Genomic DNA, 17,236 nt, shown 5'->3' on the forward strand with positions numbered 1-17,236 from the left:
ACAAAAATAGTGCTTAATATCACATTTTTTGCATACGCAAGAAATATGGAAAGATTCTAATTATAAAGAAGAAAAAAAGAGGGAGAATTATGCCGCCAGACGATAAACCCTATCGTGAATAATGCGGTTCAATTCTAGCATAACGAAGGTACCTTCGAGCAATTCCTTGAAGGAAATAATCTCCAATAAGGTCAGTACATAGCAGTGGTCACAGGCACAGATAAAAACAATTTCCAGATCCGGGGTCTTGTCCGAATTCAGCAGTAAAGCTTCAATATCTATTGCATAAATCGCCTTTCTCAGCTTCATTATGCTCCTGTAATCAAATTTAGCGAGTTTTCCTGCAAAATCTACATACCAGCAATTTTCCCTGTCAGACTGGAATACAGCACCATTTCTGGTTTCAAAAACTTCTATGAAATCAACGGTACTTGCGGTCGCTATGTTTTGCATTTAACGGTTTAAATTATATTACAAATATTGGCATTATTTAGACTTGCTACAAATTAAATGTGAAATAATTTTTAATTGATATAAATAGCCCTTTAATCGTCTGCTAAACCGATCAAAGGGCCGTTTTTAATTTAGGACAGTATAGCTTTAGCTGCTAAATATGGATTTATATACAATTCATATCCTGCTGCAATAGCGCTGATGCCTCCTAAATCAGATTAATCAAGATCTGTTGCCGTAGCCAGGTGCGCCCATTTATCCATTTCCGCCTTCAAGGATAAGATTTTCTGGTCTGCCATTCCATAGGCATCCTTACCCAGGAACAAGGTCACCGGAGGATGTTCTGCTGCTGCAACCGAAATTATGGCGGCCACTGCTTTTTCAGGATCTCCGGGCTGGTTACCATTGATCCCCTGCTGATGCGCATTCTGGGAATCCCTCACAGCGGTGTATTCCTCAATCGGATACTGTGGAACCCCCAATGATCCGGATGTAAGGAAGTTTGTCCTGAAGTATCCAGGCAACACTACGGTCACATGGATCCCGAAAGCTTTTGCTTCTGCGGCCAGTGATTCTGATAAGCCCACGACAGCGAACTTCGTAGCGCAATAGATACCAAAACCTGGGAAGTCGCCCGAAAAGCCCCCAATGGAAGATACATTAAAGATATGTCCGGATTTTTGTGCACGCAGGAAAGGCATCGCATGACGGATCACATTTAAGGTTCCAAATACATTGATCTCAAAGTTTTCTCTGGACTCTGCATCCGACAATTCTTCCAGGCTTCCCAACAGTCCGTAACCTGCATTATTCACCACGGTATCGATATGCCCAAAACGTTCCACTGTAGCTGCAATAGAATCCTTTACACTATTTTCATTTTTAAGATCAACTGCCAGCGGTAAAAAACTGTCGCTGTTGTCTCCTACAGCTTCCTGCAGGTCTGTTAAATTTCTTGATGTGGCAGCGACTTTATATCCCCCTGCCAATAATTGTTTTACTAAACTTAATCCCAGTCCTTTAGAGGCACCGGTGATGTACCAAACTTTTTCCTGATTCTTCATAATTGTAAATTTTATAGGTCAAAATTACGCTTACAAAGGCCCTGTAAAATTACAACAATCAAGCACATGATTGCTAAATTCAAACATTTCTAAAAGCTCCGGGGGTATAGGCTGTTTGCTTTTTGAAAAAGTTATTGAAATGTGCAGCCTCTTCAAAGCCAAGGCAATAGCCAATTTCAGCGACATTCCAGTCGGTATGCTTCAAGAGTGACTTTGCTTCGGAAAGCACACGTTCCGAGATCAGGTTTGTCGTTGTCTTTCCGGTAGTTTCTTTCACCGATCTGTTCAGGTGATTCACATGCACAGCCAGTTTCTCTGCAAAATCCTTTGCAGAGCGCAAGGAAAAACGCTGTGAAGGCGTTTCGATAGGAAATTGCCTTTCCAGCAGTTCGGTAAAAATGGCCGTGATCCGCGATTTTGCATCCGGATGCTGATACAAGCTTTCCGAGGGCTGTGATTTCAAGGCAAAATGGGTGAGTTCTGTGACGTAATTCCGCAGCAGATCATATTTAAATACGTAATCTGAATCTATTTCTTCCAGCATCTTCTCGAAGACTTCAGCCACAGTTTTTTCCTGTGATTCATCCATAATATAAGCCGGCTTCCCTCTTGGATTAAACATGGGAAGTTCACTTAAACCTCCCCTAATTTTTTCGGTAAAGAAGGATTCCGTGAAAATACAGAAATAGCCGGTCATGTTTCCAGACACAGGCTGGAAAGTATAGGGAACATTCGGATTGAAAAAGATAAGTGTAGTTCCATTCACAGACAAACTCTTGTCCGCATAATGGTACAGGTTTTCCCCACGGATTAAACACACCTTATAAAAATCACGCCTGCTGTAAGTCAGGGGTGCGCCATGGGCACCACTGCAATCTTCCAATCTGAAAACATTGAAATGGCCTACCCCCTGTTGTATTTTTGGAGCAGTGTCATTGAACTTACGCTCATAAAAACCTTCCAGCGTTTCTGTCTTTTCCATAAGATGAAATTAACGATTTTATTTAGTAATCTGTAGAAATGCTTACCGGAGCAAGCTGCGATATTTCGTCATTCAGGATGTCCAGTTTTTTTAAGGCACGCTGGTGTGCATCGCTCCCGATAAACAAGCGTACCGGCGGATTTTCCATCTCTGTAAGATCGATAAATACCTGGGCAGCTTTTTCAGGATCACCAATCTGTGTTCCGTTAAGCTTGTCGTACCTGGCATGCGATTCTGCTACCTCTTTATATGCTGCTAAGGGATTTGCAGCGTACACCAGTGAATCTTCAGTAAGGAAACTGGTACGAAAAGCTCCCGGCATAACAACGGTTACTTTCACCCCAAAAGCTTTTACATCTTCAGCCAGCACTTCCGACAGCCCTATAACGGCATACTTTGCAGCAGCATAAACTGACCAGCCCGTTGCAGGTGCAAAACCGGCGATGGAAGAAATATTGATGATATGTCCCGATTGCCGGTTGCGCAGGTAAGGCATGGCCTGACGGATGACATTCATGGTGGCGAATACGTTGACATCAAAAGCAGCCCTTACTTCTTCGTCTTCCAGTTCTTCGATACTCCCCCCTATTCCATAACCTGCATTGTTTACTACCACGTCAATGGATTTAAAATATTGCCAGGTTTTGTCGAAGGATTCTTTAACGCTTTCATCATCTGTCAGGTCAACTTCTAAAGGAAGGAAGTTGTTTGATTCCTCATCAACAGCTGTAATGAGTTGTTTCAGATTCCGGGAAGTCGCGGCAACACGGTATCCTTCATTCAATAACTTTTTCACCAGTGCAAGTCCCAATCCTTTGGAGGCGCCGGTGATATACCATACTTTTTGATTTTCCATTTTGTAATTTTTGTACACAAAATTAAAGGACGAGCCGGAATGATCACTTATAGAAATCAAACCATTGATTGCAAAATTCAAACATCCGACTGGTTATTCGGCAGATATTTGCAGGAATATCTCAAATATTTGGTCGTAACGAAAAAAAAACGTTTTCATTATGAGGGGTTTAAACAATTCTTCATGGGGATAGTTTGTAGAAATAAACATTATTTCTACTTTTGTCGCGGAGAGTTGGCAGAGTGGTCGATTGCGGCAGTCTTGAAAACTGTTGACGTGTAACAGCGTCCGCGGGTTCGAATCCCCCACTCTCCGCAAATGTATAATCAAAATACACAAAAACGCTTTAAACTTATGTTTAAGGCGTTTTTTGTTTATAGCCCATAGTAAAATCACACAATTTTTCGCAGTATAAGGTGCCCCAGCAGGTGCCCTTTTAAACCCGCACCACCGGGGCACCTTAACCCTTGTAAGTTATTGACAATCATGATGTTCAATACTTATACATCTTGACAACAGTAACGCAATGAACTAAATTTACTCACATAAATCTATTGCGATGAACAAGAAACTAGGGTTATTTTTCTTCCTAAAAAAATCAAAAATCAATGCCAATGGCTTAGTGCCGATCTATTTACGTATCACGATTGCGGGCGTAAGAACAGATATTTCTTCCAAACGTTTTATTGATCCGGCTAAATGGAACAACCAAAGCCAAAAGGTCACCGGAAGCAGTGAAGAAGTACGAAGCATCAATTCAAGCCTGAAAGTATTAGAGATTAAAACCTATAAGGCAATTGGGGAAATGACTGACAAGAAACTATCTATTACCTCTTCCAGCCTCAAATCGTTTATGCTCAACGAAGGGGTTCAGCCTATCGTTGTACCTGAAAAAACGATTCTAGGTGTTTTCAAAACCCACAATTCAGAAATGAAATCCCTAATAGGCAAAGGTTTTGCCGCAGGTACATTGCAAAGATACGAAACTAGTTACAGCCATACGGCAGATTTCATTCAATGGAAGTATCAAACAGATGATCTTCCATTGAACAGAATTGACCACGAATTTGTGACCTCCTACGATTATTACTTACGGAGTGTCCGCAGTTGCGCCAATAATTCAACCGTCAAATACATTAAAAATTTTAAAAAGGTCGTTTTAATCTGCCTTGCAAATGCTTGGATTGAAAAGAATCCTTTTCTATTATATAAGGTAAAGCTTAAAAAAGTGGTGGGGGAATTTTTAAACATGGACGAGATACAGCGCATTGCAGACCACGATTTCAAATTTAACAGGCTTAGCCAGGTACGTGATATATTTTTATTCTGCTGCTTTACGGGGCTTGCTTATGCCGATGTGATGAAGCTCAAAAAAACCGAGATCGTGACCGATGACAAAGCAGAAAAATGGATCAGTACCTACAGGGCAAAGACGAAAACACAGGTTAAAGTACCATTATTAAAAACTGCTTTGGATATTCTGGAAAAATACGAAGAGCATCCGCTTTCCGCAGACCATTTGCGTGTCTTGCCTGTATCCAGCAACCAAAAGACCAATAACTACCTGAAAGAGATTGCTACCGCCTGTGACATCGATAAAGAACTTACTTTTCATATCGCAAGGCATACGTTTGCCACAACAGTAACGCTTGCCAACGGTGTACCTATCGAATCGGTGAGTAAGATGCTAGGCCATACTGATATTAAGACGACACAACACTACGCCAAAATTCTTGATTTAAAACTATCTCAGGACATGGCACTGCTTAAAACCAAACTTGCAGGTGTAAATCCTAGTGTCTGTTAAAAAAGCCATTTATTTCGGCTATTTGACAATCCCTAGATTATTCGATAATAACATTCTTTTTTTATGGGATTTTTGATACACATACATACCGGGGTTACCAGTTAAATATGTAACACATTGCAAATTGAAAGATTGCGATGTGTTACATGTATTTGATACCACCTCGGTGGTTTTAAAGATATCAATCAATAAGTTTAGGCATTACTTTCTCAGCTATCTCATCTAAAAATGCATTTAGGCTAGGATCTCCAATTATAAATTGTTTTGATTTTAAAACTTCATGTGATTGTTTTATATCAAGACTTATGGTTTTGTATAAATCATAACTAGGCTTCAATTTATTAGTTTTATATTTTAAAACATGCTCTAGTTTTTTTTTAGGATTGGCAGATTTCCAAGAATCTTTTATCTTGTTTAGTGAAAGTATCCACGCCTCGGTCTCTTCAATTGCAATGGCATGCAAAATTTTATCTGTTAAATCCTCATTTAACCATCCCTTGATAAGGATAATCATTTGTTCACGCATGGTGGAACAATAGTTAGCATCCTTATTAATTTGAGCAATTGGATATTGGGCTGATTCAGCAGTATCAAAATGAATGACTAAAAAATTTTCATCATCCACATCCTGCATTAAAAAATCGTCAATAAAAACACGTTTGTTGCACTCATCTTTTACCGCATTCCATCCACCATGTATTTCACCTCTACCGCCAGCAACATCTGTTGCATCATATTTATATTGAGGAAGAAGTGCGATAATGCTCTCATCGCTTAAACCAGTTACACCAGAAAGTATATTTGTTATGACAGCTCTATCAGAATGCCCCTCAGAAATAATCCCAAAAATCATATACTAAAAATTATTAGGTATACCTCCTAAAGAGCCTCTCATCCACATTTCTGAAATTTTAAACGGTTTGTCCTTAAAATCTTCTTTGAATCTAACTCTTCTAGTAACTGTGTGACCACTTCCATTCCTAGAAACAACAAATAATCTTTGGCTATCATCAAATAAGTTTAGTCCATCTAATACCGCAGGATTATGCGTAGTAATCAGAACCTGCTTATCTCTTAGCTTTGAAAGCTTAGCTAATTCCATCACGAGTCTTTGACATAATCTGGGATTCAATGCCGTTTCAATATTATCGATAGCAAATAACTTTGGCGTCTTAGTACTTATGAATAGTGCCAAATAAAATAAAACATGCAAAATACCCTCATTACTATTTTCAGCAGAAAGAATATTGTTTTTCTTTAGCATAAATCTATCCGTAAAATATAGAGTTGAAGTACTTCTTCCCGGTTTCAAACCGAGCCCTTTATTTTTATCATCTTTGTCGGTTATAATTTCATCCAACCACTTGAAAAATTCTTCACATTGTGTAAGAAAATCCCTTTCATAAGCATTAAAACTCGAAATCAATAAATCTAAGCCTTCACCATTTAAACCCAATGGTGTTTTACGACTTTCAGAAGGGGTTATCCCTCTTAGCGATCTTGTATTTAGATCGAAAATCGCATATTCCGTTAGCATTTTTTGATATGGATCAAAACTATTATCAGCAGTGACACTACCTGAAGGCTCAAATAGTTTATTCAAAACACTATCGACCGAAAGATCATCTGCCTTATTATTGATTTCATCTATTATTTGCCTAATTTTTGATTTTATTAAATCATTATTTATGCCTTCTAGAGGATACTTATTTTCATCGATCCACCTTGTATATATATCACTTTTATTAGCAGGATAAATTGTTGATTCAAAAAGTTTCGTTAAATTTTTAGTATTAAATTCCAGAGATATCTTTATCGAATCTTCTTGTTTTGAACTCAAAAATGAACTTAGCATTAAATCTGGCCTCGCAAACCTAACTCCTCTACTAGATAAGCCATCATATGTAAAATCATCAGTTTTAACTGCTCCAATTGCAGCTAAAGATTCTAAAATATTAGATTTCCCACTTCCATTTTCACCTATAAAAACATTAAATCTTCCTAACTCAATTTTATCATTCAAAATTGATTTATAACTACTTATATTAATGGTTGATAATAATATTCCATCTGTAGAGTTTTCTGGGAACTGTTCTAATTTAAATTTCTTTACAGCAAGCTCCCAATTATCTGTGTTGTAAGATAATATAGTTTCCAGTGCCAAATCGGAAAGCGCATAATGAGTCTTTGAACTAGTTTGGCTTAGGGACGGATTATCAGGGTTAAGTAATGCTATATTGAAATCAACAAATGGTTTTAAAGCATTTTTTCTGAACGATTCTCTAGTATTTGGTTGGTAATCGGCTAAGTACTCTTTATTGACAAATTCTATAATATCTTTTGAAATTATCTGATTTGACTTCGTCGCATCTTGCCAACTATCATCAGGTTTTATTTTTGAAAGTGCTAATAGCGTTAAAGCGCATATTCTATTGTGATATTGCTTCTTAAGCCCTAAATCTTCTAAAATGTTTTGAGCCTCTTCTATTTTTGAATCGATTTTTTGAGTCATCGCGATTTATTTAAGTTAAGATGATCTGATACAATCTGATCAATATCAATTTTGATTTTTTTATTTGTATTTAAAATTATTTCGCCAATTTCGTTAATAATTTTAATATCCGGCAATGTAATTTCTCTTAATTCAGTTGCGCTTACATTTATATTACCATTGAACGTTCTAAAATATCTGTCAAATAACTCGCTATTTAAAAGCGCAGCTAATCCAAGTGTCTCAGTACAGCTCAATGAGCCTTCCTTTTTATAAATATAATTTAAGTGATTCTCTATTCCCAATTTACTATATTGAGGTAACATATCACTTAGATAGGGTGCGGCTATTAATTTTTTCAAATCATCCTTCGAGCTAAATCGCCGTAATAGTATGTAATTTTTATTAGGTATAAGCGTTTTTCCCGATTCATTTGTAGAAATATAAAATTGTCCTTTAGATTTACCTTTGATATTTTCTCTATCTGGCCAATTATAATGCATTGAACGTATATTGTGCAACCAAAATAAAGGAACTGTATCCTGTGATTCTTGGTCTACAATAAAATCCTTACTTCTAAAATCAACAATTTTTCCAGTAGAGATTTCCCAGCCTAATTTATGCAGGGTCATATTCCAACTTCTAAATATTTTTATTACATCATCATCCTCTGTACTTGAGGGTAAATGTAATGTCTTTTGATAACTAGCCATATCAACTAATGAAGCTAGTGGATAAAACATCCAACTTCTTTGATTAAGATCGGATAAGCCAGCTGATTTAGAAATTAGAACTCTTTTATTATTTGCCAAATCGAATGGTAAATTCAATTGTTGAGGCAAAATATTGGTTTTAGCGGTTCCTGCCATTATAAGAGTTTCTTGCAAGACTTTGTCTCTTTTGAATGCCTTAGAGCGCGAATCAAAAAGATGGATATTTGATATATCTATTAAATTGAAGAATTGTTCTCTAAACATCCGGAAGTAATTTCCAGAACAGAAACTCCTAGGAGTAATAAATATTAGTTTACCGCCAGGCTTTAATAATTTTGCCGATAAGAGCAGAAATATTGAATAAATATTTGTTTGACCGTATATGACAGCCTTTGCGGCTAAAGCGCGAGAATCTTGTTTAGGTAGTTTGAAGTAAGGTGGGTTAGATACTATTATATCATATTGCTCGTGAGAACTTTCTTTACCAGCCAGAATTTGGCTGTTGTGTAGTATAAAATCATTTTTACATAGGAAATATATTAATTCGATATCTTTTGATTCAAGCCATTTTTTCAAATATGTAAAGCACAACTCTGTATAAGGAAGTATATCTACATCATTTTCAAAGGCAACGAGTTCAATAGTTTTAATCCTTGGATTTATTAGGATAAAATCCTCTGTCATTGCCGTAGATAAAATTCCGATGCCGCATCCCGGATCTAAAATCTTTACACTCTCACTATTACTTATGGCAAACTCACCCATAAATTTTGCTATAATTCTTGGTGTGAAGAATTGACCTATATCTTTTTTATGAACATTACTAACGATTGAAGAATATTGAACTCCCAATCTATCTGCATATGCAGACGGTAATTCATTTTCAAAGGGTTTAACGATATTTTTCTCTTTATCTTCTCTTAACATCGGTGCGAAGATAGACGAATATTTACAAAAGGAAAAACTCTGATCAGCGCATCTTAAACGAGTCACCTGCCCATGAAATATTCCAGAAACTCTTTTGCATAGCAATTTTGCAGCTCGCATATGACACAAAAATCTTTGTGTCAGGGCGATAGGTAAGTTTTCATCCAGATAGAGAGTCATAGATGGTGGATCGAGTATACGTTTCAATTCTGTACCATCAATATATTATGGACGAACATAAACGAGCCCCTCAAATTTCGGACGAGATTATTATGAACCAGATCTATGATTTGCGTGGGCAGAAAGTGATGTTAGATACAGATTTGGCTATTCTTTATGAGGTAGAAACCAAACAACTTAAAAGACAGGTAAGACGAAATTTAGATCGTTTCCCTAAGGATTTCATGTTTGAATTGACGCTGAAAGAGTACAATTCTCTAAGGTGCCAAATTGGCACCTTAGAGAAAGGAGCACATAGTAAATACTTATCAATGGCTTTTACTGAACAGGGAGTAGCAATGTTATCCAGTGTTTTAAATAGTAGCAGAGCAATTAAAGTGAATATACAAATCATTTGAATTTTTACTCGTATACGCCAAATGCTAATGGATAATACAGAAATTCGATTGGAAATTGAAAAGATTAAAGGAGATTTGAACAATCACGGTAAGAATATGGAAATCGTATTTCAATACCTTGATGAACTACCAAAAAAACAGGAAAATCCTAATCCTCCAAGAACCACAATTAGTTTTAAACCAGATAGCTTATAGATGATTCGAATTATTAACCTCCTTTAGGATCGTCGCCTTGAGCACCTCCCCAAAAACTAGCCAGTTAAAACTAGAGAATTGGGCGTCGGACGTCAACAGATTGAAAGTTCATTATATGAAATACAAATCTAAATTTGGAAATGCACCACTGGGATCAGGAAAAGGCAACCGGCATAGAAGAAGAAGCAAGATCGGTTGATTAATTCCTGGATTCAGTGAATGTTAAAATCACCAAATGCAGAACTGGATATTTTATCAACGATCAACGGCTAGCCAACCAATTAAAAAGTCAAAATTTGCACGTAATTTGTATTTGTTCAATTTTAAACGATAATTTTGTAGTTATGGAACACGGACAGTACATACAAGGCAAACTATTTGGTGACATGGAAAAATCCGATCAAAAAGAATACGAGACAATCTACCCTCAATATTTAGAGCGGATAGAAAAACTTCAACAAGTTATACGCAAACTTAGGGAGGATACTCTTGGTAGTGGACATTGTTTCATGGTCTTTGATGAACGCCTTGAAGAAGATGAGGCATTTTACGAATATCCTGAGGGTCATATTCATATTGAGAGACTTGACAAGAACAACATAGAGGTTCCAAGACAGGTTGTTAGAAGACTGAATAGAACAGAAATTAAAGCATTGAGAAGCAAACATGCCGTTATCCGGTAAGCCACAGCTATTTATCATCACTTGAAATACATTTCCGAACACTCATTACCCATCACATCGTTAATCGGCTTCATTTTGCTTATGAAGGTCATTTTACGGGTGCAGGTGCATGGGTAACACCACAACAGTTCAAAGAAGCAGGGTTTGATCTTCATTTGATATTCTGTGGTCTTAAAGATGTGGTTAAGTCTATTCAACGGGTGGAGATCAGATTTAAAGAAGGCGGATTCCATGTGAACCCACTAGATATTGGCAATAATTTCTATGGTAATATGCAAATGCTAAACAAGAATTTTCAAATGTTTGATAGCATAGAAATATTGGATACCTCAGATACGATTTTATCAATTTGCCATTTGTCAAGAGGCGGGGCCTATTCACCTTTGCAGGATAAAGATATTCCAAATTGGTTCAAAGATGGGTTGCCAGAGCTTTATAGAATGCTATCCACCTAAAAACATTCAATGCCCACTTGACATTTTTTAACACGGGGGAATTGTAAGATCAAGAAGTGGCTAGTACATATTATATAGCGTCTTTGTTTTCAACAAATCCTTTCAATTGAAATAAACTAGCTTTCTTATCTTTATCAACTATTGTAACATATTTATTTCTAGGAGCTTTCATCAAAAGGTTCGTAATTTCAGTGGAATTCCTGGAGTGCAAGTCAGAATGCATATAGCTAAGCAACCTTTTTGACGTAATCGGTAAATTTAAATAGCCCTCTTCAATTAAACGATCTAATTCTCTAGCTAGGAATCCATTTTGCTCCTTTATTTTAATTTTTTTTGATTCATCAATTGCTTTCAAAGTGCTTTTAGGCAAGTCTATAAGTAAAATATCTTCATCAACAAACTTCACAAAATTCTGATAACCCACACCCCAAACTTTTTTTGAAATATTATCTGCATCATTTAATCCCATATGAGTATTCCCTGTCTCATATGAACTGTAAATTGACTGCGTAATACCAGCAATTTCCGATATCTGCTTTTGAAGTAGATTATATTTTAATCTTAGCTTTTTTAAACCTTGAGCAAATTCAAGATTAGCACTTTTCTCATTAGACATTAAAAAATTATTTTTAATAGATGTATTTCTATTTGGTTACATCTACCATGTTTATTATATTTGATTTAATTATTTAAGCGACAAAATAAGGTGAGGAAGAACCTCATCTGTACGACGTCACTCAGCTCATAAAACCGCCAGTTTTAATCCAGCGAGTAGACACAAGAGTTCGCCATTCTATTGAATTTAGTATCTTCGCGTGATATTAAACCAATAGGGCGAGCTTTGTTTAAGTCTTTCGATGGAAAATTCAATCCCTCGTGTAAGGATAGAAAAGGCTCCTGGCGGTGCCATTGATCTAAAGCATCAGAGTTCGCCCCTATTGGTTTTTATCCAATAGAACTCCTAAACTTTCGAGTGACTCGTTTCAAAATATATAGATAATGAAAACGAGAAACTACCTCCATCCATTCAATTCAGAACATGCGAATAAGTATTCTGCATCACTATATATTTTATATTCCTTTTTTGCTATCCCTTCTTACCTAAAAAATATAATTAAGAACCTTCCAAAGCCCCCAGAGTAACAGATATTTAACCATTCAAATTTCTAACTCATCAAATTCAAAAAATAAACGTCTTAAACGTAAGGGGATTCCTATGTCTCAAAAGTAGCAATATTGTTTGATTAATACGAAATACATTATTGCCATGCAGCCTTAATTAATAAGTATAGAACGACCATAATAAAAAATTTCCAACAATAAACATAAAGCATTATGGAAAATATAAACAAGCTAAACCGCAGTAGTAAAGATGAAATTTTAAATGAGCTCATGGATAAACTCATTCAAAATTTCTCCCCACAGTGTATCATCTCATTCCATGAAACCCTGGTCACCAGGAATAAAAAAGGGTGTTATGCAAACCTCACAAATACAGCAATCCATTATTTCCTACTGATGATCGTGACCACTGAGGATGAATATCCCGGTCAAGAGGTCTGGAATTTCATCAAAAAGAATTGCCCTGATATAAAGGTTACTATACTCACGCACAGAGAAACAGAGATAAAAGATCCCAATAACATCAACAGGTATTTCTTTGACAACATATTCAAAAATGGAGTCTTCCTATTCAAAAAGAAAAACCTGGAATTACCCAACATCCCGGATCCAAACTTACAGGAAATCAGTCACAACACCATCCTGGTATCGACCTATACCATTGAAATGGCACAGACTTTCAGGGATTTTGCGGAACTTAATCTTGGTGAAGACCGGAATATGATCCTCCCCTTCATGTTCAACAGTGCCATACAATATGCTTGTGCCGCATTGATACATACATTTATGAATTATAAAACCAATATGCTGGATCTGGAATGGCTGATCGGTTTAACCACTTGTTTCTCTGATGAACCTACTGAATTAATGCATACTTCTTCCCCTCAGGAAAAAGAACTGTTTGACATCCTGCAAAATAAAGAGGGCCTCTCTGACAATGAAATCGACAACTATGATGCACACTACCTTTTTGTCAGGGTGATGACCTTTATTGATATGGCAGAACTCCTTTGTAGAAAAAAGATCAATGAGCTTCAGAAGAATTCCATACCTGCAGCATTAACATCACCTGAAACCAATTCATAATTATCCAAATCACAACATCATGGTACATAAAAGATTTACAGTAGCAGAGGTAGAACTGAGCTACACCCCAAATTTCAAAGTTTCCAGCAGGCCAAAAATAAACAGCTCCTTTGATGCCTATGAAATATTCATCCAGCAATGGCATTCCGGAAGAATCCAGCTATTGGAAGAGTTTAAAATCCTGCTGATGAGTCGAAGAAACAGGGTATTGGGTATAGTCAATATTTCAAAGGGTGGGATCAGCGGAACAATAGCAGATCCTAAGGTGATTTTTGTGGCAGCATTAAAATCCTGCGCTTCAGCTCTCATCCTATGCCATTATGTTGAGCATATGTTTATGTAAAGTATTCTGTTTAATCGATTGATACTTAAAGCAATTTTAGCGAATCACTTTACATAATATTGTTTGATTACCATTGCAATTATTCATTAAAACTAATTGCATATGAACGAACGATTTAAGGATTTCAATGTCCTTACTGGTGAAGTAGCTGAGTATCTTGGATCTCAACTTTTCTTTTCACCCCCTTCTATTGAAGAATACCAGAAGATATGGCGACGAATTCGCTTCTTTATGGATTCAAGAGGCTACCCGCATTATTGCTCTGATGTTGAAAAGGAACTTTTTCAATATCATTTTAATGGTCGCTCAAAAAAAGAACTTAACGTCCGAGAAACACGGTTATACAACGGTATAAAAATGCTATTAGACTTTGTGAATAAGGGTAAAGTTAGGCTACTAGTACGCCCAAAACTAAAGCAGATCGTCTTTGATGGGCCAATCGGTGAAATTATTAATAGCTATATCGAGTACAAAAAAACAGTAATTCGTCTGCACACCATTAGCTTAAGTTGTCATAAGCGAAACCTTTTAAAGCTCCATGAATATTGTACAAAACATGGAATTATAAATATTGAAGAAGTAGATCTGGCTGTTCTGCTGCAGTTTGTAAATCAATTAGATACACAATATAAAACCGGGGTTCAAAATACGTTAATGACCGTCAGAGGTTTTACAAAATACCTATTTGAACAAAAAATCCTTGCAAAGGACTACGCTCAGGGAATCCCCCGATATAAATCGGTAAGCCAGGCCAAACTCCCATCTACTTACACCAAAGAAGAAATAGAGCGGTTAATTGCATCAGCTGATAGGTTTTCAGCAATTGGAAAACGTAACTATGCGATTATACTTTTAGCAGCCAGATTGGGGCTTAGGGCTTCTGATATATGTAGGTTAAAGTTTGAAAATCTGCATTGGCAGACCTCAACGATAAAGATACACCAATATAAAACTGGCAAGGAACTGGTTTTACCGATTTTAGCCGACGTAGGAAATGCGTTGATCGATTATCTTAAATATAGCAGGCCAGTGTCAGAAGAAACCTTTATCTTCTTAACAGCCAGAATCCCTTACACATCTTTTTTTACGAGTAATGTCGTTACTCATGTTGTCCAGAGGGCATTTATTAAAGCAGGCATAGACATAAAGAACAGAAGGTTTGGGCCCCATTCGCTACGCCATAGCCTTGGATTTAGAATGCTGGAGGAAAGCACGATCCTCCCAGTGATCTCTGAAGTGCTCGGACATAAAAGCACCGAATCGACAAGGTATTATTTACGGATTGACCTAAAATCAATGAAGCAGTGCATGGTTGATGTACCACCGGTTGCGGTTGGCTTCTATGACCAGAATGGAGGTGTTTTTTATGGATAAAGTCTTTCACAGTATTTATGCGCCCCATATAAAGCAATTCATTCAACTTAAACAGAAACTGGGCTTCAAATATTCCTCTGGTATATTTTATCTTAATAAAATTGATCTTTTTGCTCTGGAAAGAAGTGATACTTCTGCAGGTATAACTAAAGACTTTGCCGATAAATGGGCGGATAAAAAGTCTAATGAAAGCGATTTTAATCGCTATAACAGAGTAAGCTTTCTGATACAGCTATCTTCTTATATTCGGGATCTGGGGATTGAATCTTATGTCCCTAAACTACCACCAATTCCTCATCATACCTTTATTCCTTATGTGTACTCAAAAGAGCAGATTGATGCAATATTCACTGCTTGTGATGGACTCAGGCTAAAAATAGCGCATAGCAATAGCTGCCTTTTTTGCATGCCTTTGCTATTGAGATTGCTATATAGTACTGGACTAAGAATTGGAGAAGCTGTAGCCCTAAAAAATGAAGATATAAATCTCGAGGACAATTACCTTCTTGTGAGGGACAGTAAGAATGGTAAGGAACGTATAATCCCAATTGCAGCATCCCTTTCTTCCGTATGTAAAGAATATATATGGCACAGGGACAGACTTCCTGATGTTCAAAAGAACTCCGAGTACTTCTTTATAAAAGCCAACGGAATGAAATGTGGCCAGGGTGTAAACAGGTGGTTCAAAAAGTGTTTGGATCTGGCAGGAATTCTGCACGGTACAACTGAAAGCCCTCGAATCCATGATCTTAGGCATACATTTGCGGTTACTGCACTTGCCACTATGGCGGAATCTGGCATTGACCTGTATGTTTCACTCCCCATCCTTTCTAATTATCTGGGGCATAGGTCTCTTGGGGCAACAAACCATTATGTTCGTTTAACCGCAAGTATGTTTCCCGATCTAATAAAAGATGTTGATATGGTCTGTCTTGATGTATTCCCTAAATACCGAAACTATGAAACCAACTGATTTTTCTAAATATATATCGGATTATGTTTCCAGATATTTACCAAATGAGAAAGGCGCCAGTGCTAATACAATAGCAGCATATAGAGACACATTTGTTCTGCTATTAAGGTATATTCAGGAAGCTAAGAAGTTAAAAATAGAGAAGCTTACGTTAAGTGCAATAACAAAGGAAAACATTCTGGAATTTCTGGATTGGCTCCAGAAAGATAGAAAGTGCAGCACATCAACACGAAACGCTCGTTTGGCTGCGATTCATTCGTTCTATTCCTACCTACAACATGAGAGTTTGGAACACCTTCATGAATGCCAGAAAATTCTATCCATTCAATTCAAAACTGCCAAAAAAGAGACCATGAGTTACTTATCAATTGATGGGATAAAACTATTATTGGAGCAACCCGATACCTCAACTCACCGGGGAAGAAGGGACCTGTCTTTACTATCCTTGATGTATGATACTGGTTCCAGGGTACAGGAAATTATAGATCTGACACCATTATCGCTAAGGCTCAATAAGCCAGCAACCATTAAGATCATTGGAAAAGGAAACAAAGCGAGGTTGGTTCCCATGTTGGATGCTCAAATTGAGCATCTACAGCGATACATGAAAGAAAACAGGCTAAATGAACCATTTGCCAATCACTATCCTTTATTCTTTAATAGCAGAAAGGAAAAGTTAACCCGTGCCGGGATAAGCTATATACTTGAAAAGTATGCTATGAGCGCTAAAGCTGAAAATCCGTTATTAATACCAGACAATATCAGCCCACACTCACTGCGACATTCTAAGGCTATGCATCTTCTTCAAGCAGGTGTAAACTTGGTTTATATCCGCGATATTCTCGGTCATGTTTCAGTTGTGACAACAGAAATATATGCGCGGGCGGACTCAAAGCAGAAACGTGATGTTTTAGAGAAAGCTTATGTGGATGTTAATCCTAATGAGGAAGCAATGTGGTTGAAGGATGAAAATTTGATTAGTTGGCTCAAAAGATTCTGATATTATTATGTAAAGTGATATAACCATAGTTATGCAATAACAGCCAATTAAAGTCGCATTATTACTTATCACTTTACATAACTAATTGCTTTGCATAATGACATTTATGTAAAGCTTTACATAAATGCCACAAC

General features: G+C 36.9%; 18 protein-coding genes and 1 tRNA gene. 11 read left to right on the forward strand and 8 right to left on the reverse strand.

The features are described 5' to 3' along the window. Nucleotides 1–87: 87 nt before the first annotated feature. The 4 genes from ACSBL2_RS16400 to ACSBL2_RS16415 form a co-directional block, all read right to left on the reverse strand. On the reverse strand, nt 88–453 hold the full coding sequence (locus ACSBL2_RS16400; RefSeq protein WP_442587627.1) for a hypothetical protein: 366 nt from the start codon (nt 451–453) through the stop codon (nt 88–90). Between the two features lie 218 nt (nt 454–671). Further along, complete coding sequence (locus ACSBL2_RS16405) at nt 672–1,517, reverse strand: SDR family NAD(P)-dependent oxidoreductase (RefSeq protein WP_442587628.1); 846 nt, start codon at nt 1,515–1,517, stop codon at nt 672–674. A 79-nt stretch (nt 1,518–1,596) separates the two neighbouring features. Beyond that, nucleotides 1,597–2,499, reverse strand: a complete 903-nt coding sequence (locus ACSBL2_RS16410; protein WP_442587629.1) for an AraC family transcriptional regulator — start codon at nt 2,497–2,499, stop codon at nt 1,597–1,599. Between the two features lie 22 nt (nt 2,500–2,521). Continuing rightward, nucleotides 2,522–3,355 (reverse strand): SDR family oxidoreductase, encoded by an 834-nt coding sequence (locus ACSBL2_RS16415; RefSeq protein ID WP_442587630.1) that lies wholly within the window; start codon nt 3,353–3,355, stop codon nt 2,522–2,524. 228 nt (nt 3,356–3,583) lie between these two features. Here ACSBL2_RS16415 and ACSBL2_RS16420 point away from each other — a divergent pair. Both ACSBL2_RS16420 and ACSBL2_RS16425 read left to right on the forward strand, forming a co-directional pair. Beyond that, a tRNA-Ser gene (locus ACSBL2_RS16420) sits at nt 3,584–3,670 on the forward strand. 244 nt (nt 3,671–3,914) lie between these two features. Continuing rightward, on the forward strand, nt 3,915–5,162 hold the full coding sequence (locus ACSBL2_RS16425; RefSeq protein WP_442587631.1) for a site-specific integrase: 1,248 nt from the start codon (nt 3,915–3,917) through the stop codon (nt 5,160–5,162). 181 nt (nt 5,163–5,343) lie between these two features. Here ACSBL2_RS16425 and ACSBL2_RS16430 read toward each other — a convergent pair whose 3' ends face one another. Genes ACSBL2_RS16430 through ACSBL2_RS16440 form a run of 3 tightly spaced genes read right to left on the reverse strand, consistent with a single transcriptional unit; the run spans nt 5,344 to nt 9,500 of the window. Then, a complete protein-coding gene (locus tag ACSBL2_RS16430; RefSeq protein WP_442587632.1) occupies nt 5,344–6,015 on the reverse strand; it encodes a hypothetical protein in 672 nt (223 codons plus the stop codon). 3 nt (nt 6,016–6,018) lie between these two features. Then, nucleotides 6,019–7,674, reverse strand: coding sequence for an AAA family ATPase (locus tag ACSBL2_RS16435; protein ID WP_442587633.1), 1,656 nt, complete (start codon nt 7,672–7,674; stop codon nt 6,019–6,021). Next, complete coding sequence (locus ACSBL2_RS16440) at nt 7,671–9,500, reverse strand: Eco57I restriction-modification methylase domain-containing protein (RefSeq protein ID WP_442587634.1); 1,830 nt, start codon at nt 9,498–9,500, stop codon at nt 7,671–7,673. The genes ACSBL2_RS16435 and ACSBL2_RS16440 overlap by 4 nt, the downstream gene beginning before the upstream one ends. A gap of 20 nt (nt 9,501–9,520) precedes the next feature. Here ACSBL2_RS16440 and ACSBL2_RS16445 point away from each other — a divergent pair, with 20 nt between their 5' ends. The 4 genes from ACSBL2_RS16445 to ACSBL2_RS16460 all read left to right on the forward strand — a co-directional run bounded on the left by ACSBL2_RS16445 (nt 9,521) and on the right by ACSBL2_RS16460 (nt 11,204). Then, nucleotides 9,521–9,871, forward strand: a complete 351-nt coding sequence (locus ACSBL2_RS16445; protein ID WP_442587635.1) for an ORF6N domain-containing protein — start codon at nt 9,521–9,523, stop codon at nt 9,869–9,871. Nucleotides 9,872–9,898: 27 nt separating this feature from the next. Continuing rightward, nucleotides 9,899–10,066 carry a hypothetical protein gene (locus ACSBL2_RS16450; RefSeq protein ID WP_442587636.1) on the forward strand — a complete coding sequence of 56 codons (168 nt, stop codon included), beginning with the start codon at nt 9,899–9,901 and terminating at the stop codon, nt 10,064–10,066. Between the two features lie 344 nt (nt 10,067–10,410). After that, complete coding sequence (locus tag ACSBL2_RS16455) at nt 10,411–10,749, forward strand: hypothetical protein (RefSeq protein WP_442587637.1); 339 nt, start codon at nt 10,411–10,413, stop codon at nt 10,747–10,749. Nucleotides 10,750–10,949: 200 nt separating this feature from the next. Then, nucleotides 10,950–11,204, forward strand: coding sequence for a hypothetical protein (locus tag ACSBL2_RS16460; protein ID WP_442587638.1), 255 nt, complete (start codon nt 10,950–10,952; stop codon nt 11,202–11,204). A 70-nt stretch (nt 11,205–11,274) separates the two neighbouring features. Here the strand turns inward: ACSBL2_RS16460 and ACSBL2_RS16465 are convergent, their stop codons facing one another. Beyond that, nucleotides 11,275–11,820 (reverse strand): helix-turn-helix domain-containing protein, encoded by a 546-nt coding sequence (locus ACSBL2_RS16465; protein ID WP_442587639.1) that lies wholly within the window; start codon nt 11,818–11,820, stop codon nt 11,275–11,277. 719 nt (nt 11,821–12,539) lie between these two features. Between ACSBL2_RS16465 and ACSBL2_RS16470 the strand changes: the two genes are divergently transcribed. The 5 genes from ACSBL2_RS16470 to ACSBL2_RS16490 all read left to right on the forward strand — a co-directional run bounded on the left by ACSBL2_RS16470 (nt 12,540) and on the right by ACSBL2_RS16490 (nt 17,102). Then, nucleotides 12,540–13,412: a hypothetical protein gene (locus ACSBL2_RS16470; RefSeq protein ID WP_442587640.1), complete on the forward strand. Its 873-nt coding sequence runs from the start codon at nt 12,540–12,542 to the stop codon at nt 13,410–13,412. A 19-nt stretch (nt 13,413–13,431) separates the two neighbouring features. After that, nucleotides 13,432–13,755, forward strand: a complete 324-nt coding sequence (locus ACSBL2_RS16475) for a JAB domain-containing protein (protein ID WP_442587641.1) — start codon at nt 13,432–13,434, stop codon at nt 13,753–13,755. A 102-nt stretch (nt 13,756–13,857) separates the two neighbouring features. After that, the gene (locus ACSBL2_RS16480; protein ID WP_442587642.1) at nt 13,858–15,129 is read left to right on the forward strand and encodes a site-specific integrase; all 1,272 of its coding nucleotides are present in this window, start codon (nt 13,858–13,860) and stop codon (nt 15,127–15,129) included. After that, the gene (locus tag ACSBL2_RS16485) at nt 15,122–16,102 is read left to right on the forward strand and encodes a tyrosine-type recombinase/integrase (protein WP_442587643.1); all 981 of its coding nucleotides are present in this window, start codon (nt 15,122–15,124) and stop codon (nt 16,100–16,102) included. The genes ACSBL2_RS16480 and ACSBL2_RS16485 overlap by 8 nt, the downstream gene beginning before the upstream one ends. Further along, complete coding sequence (locus ACSBL2_RS16490) at nt 16,089–17,102, forward strand: site-specific integrase (RefSeq protein ID WP_442587644.1); 1,014 nt, start codon at nt 16,089–16,091, stop codon at nt 17,100–17,102. Before ACSBL2_RS16485 ends, ACSBL2_RS16490 begins: the two co-directional genes overlap by 14 nt. The last annotated feature ends 134 nt before the right edge of the window (nt 17,103–17,236 follow it).

Source organism: Pedobacter sp. AW31-3R (genome assembly GCF_052180285.1).
GTDB lineage: Bacteria > Bacteroidota > Bacteroidia > Sphingobacteriales > Sphingobacteriaceae > Pedobacter.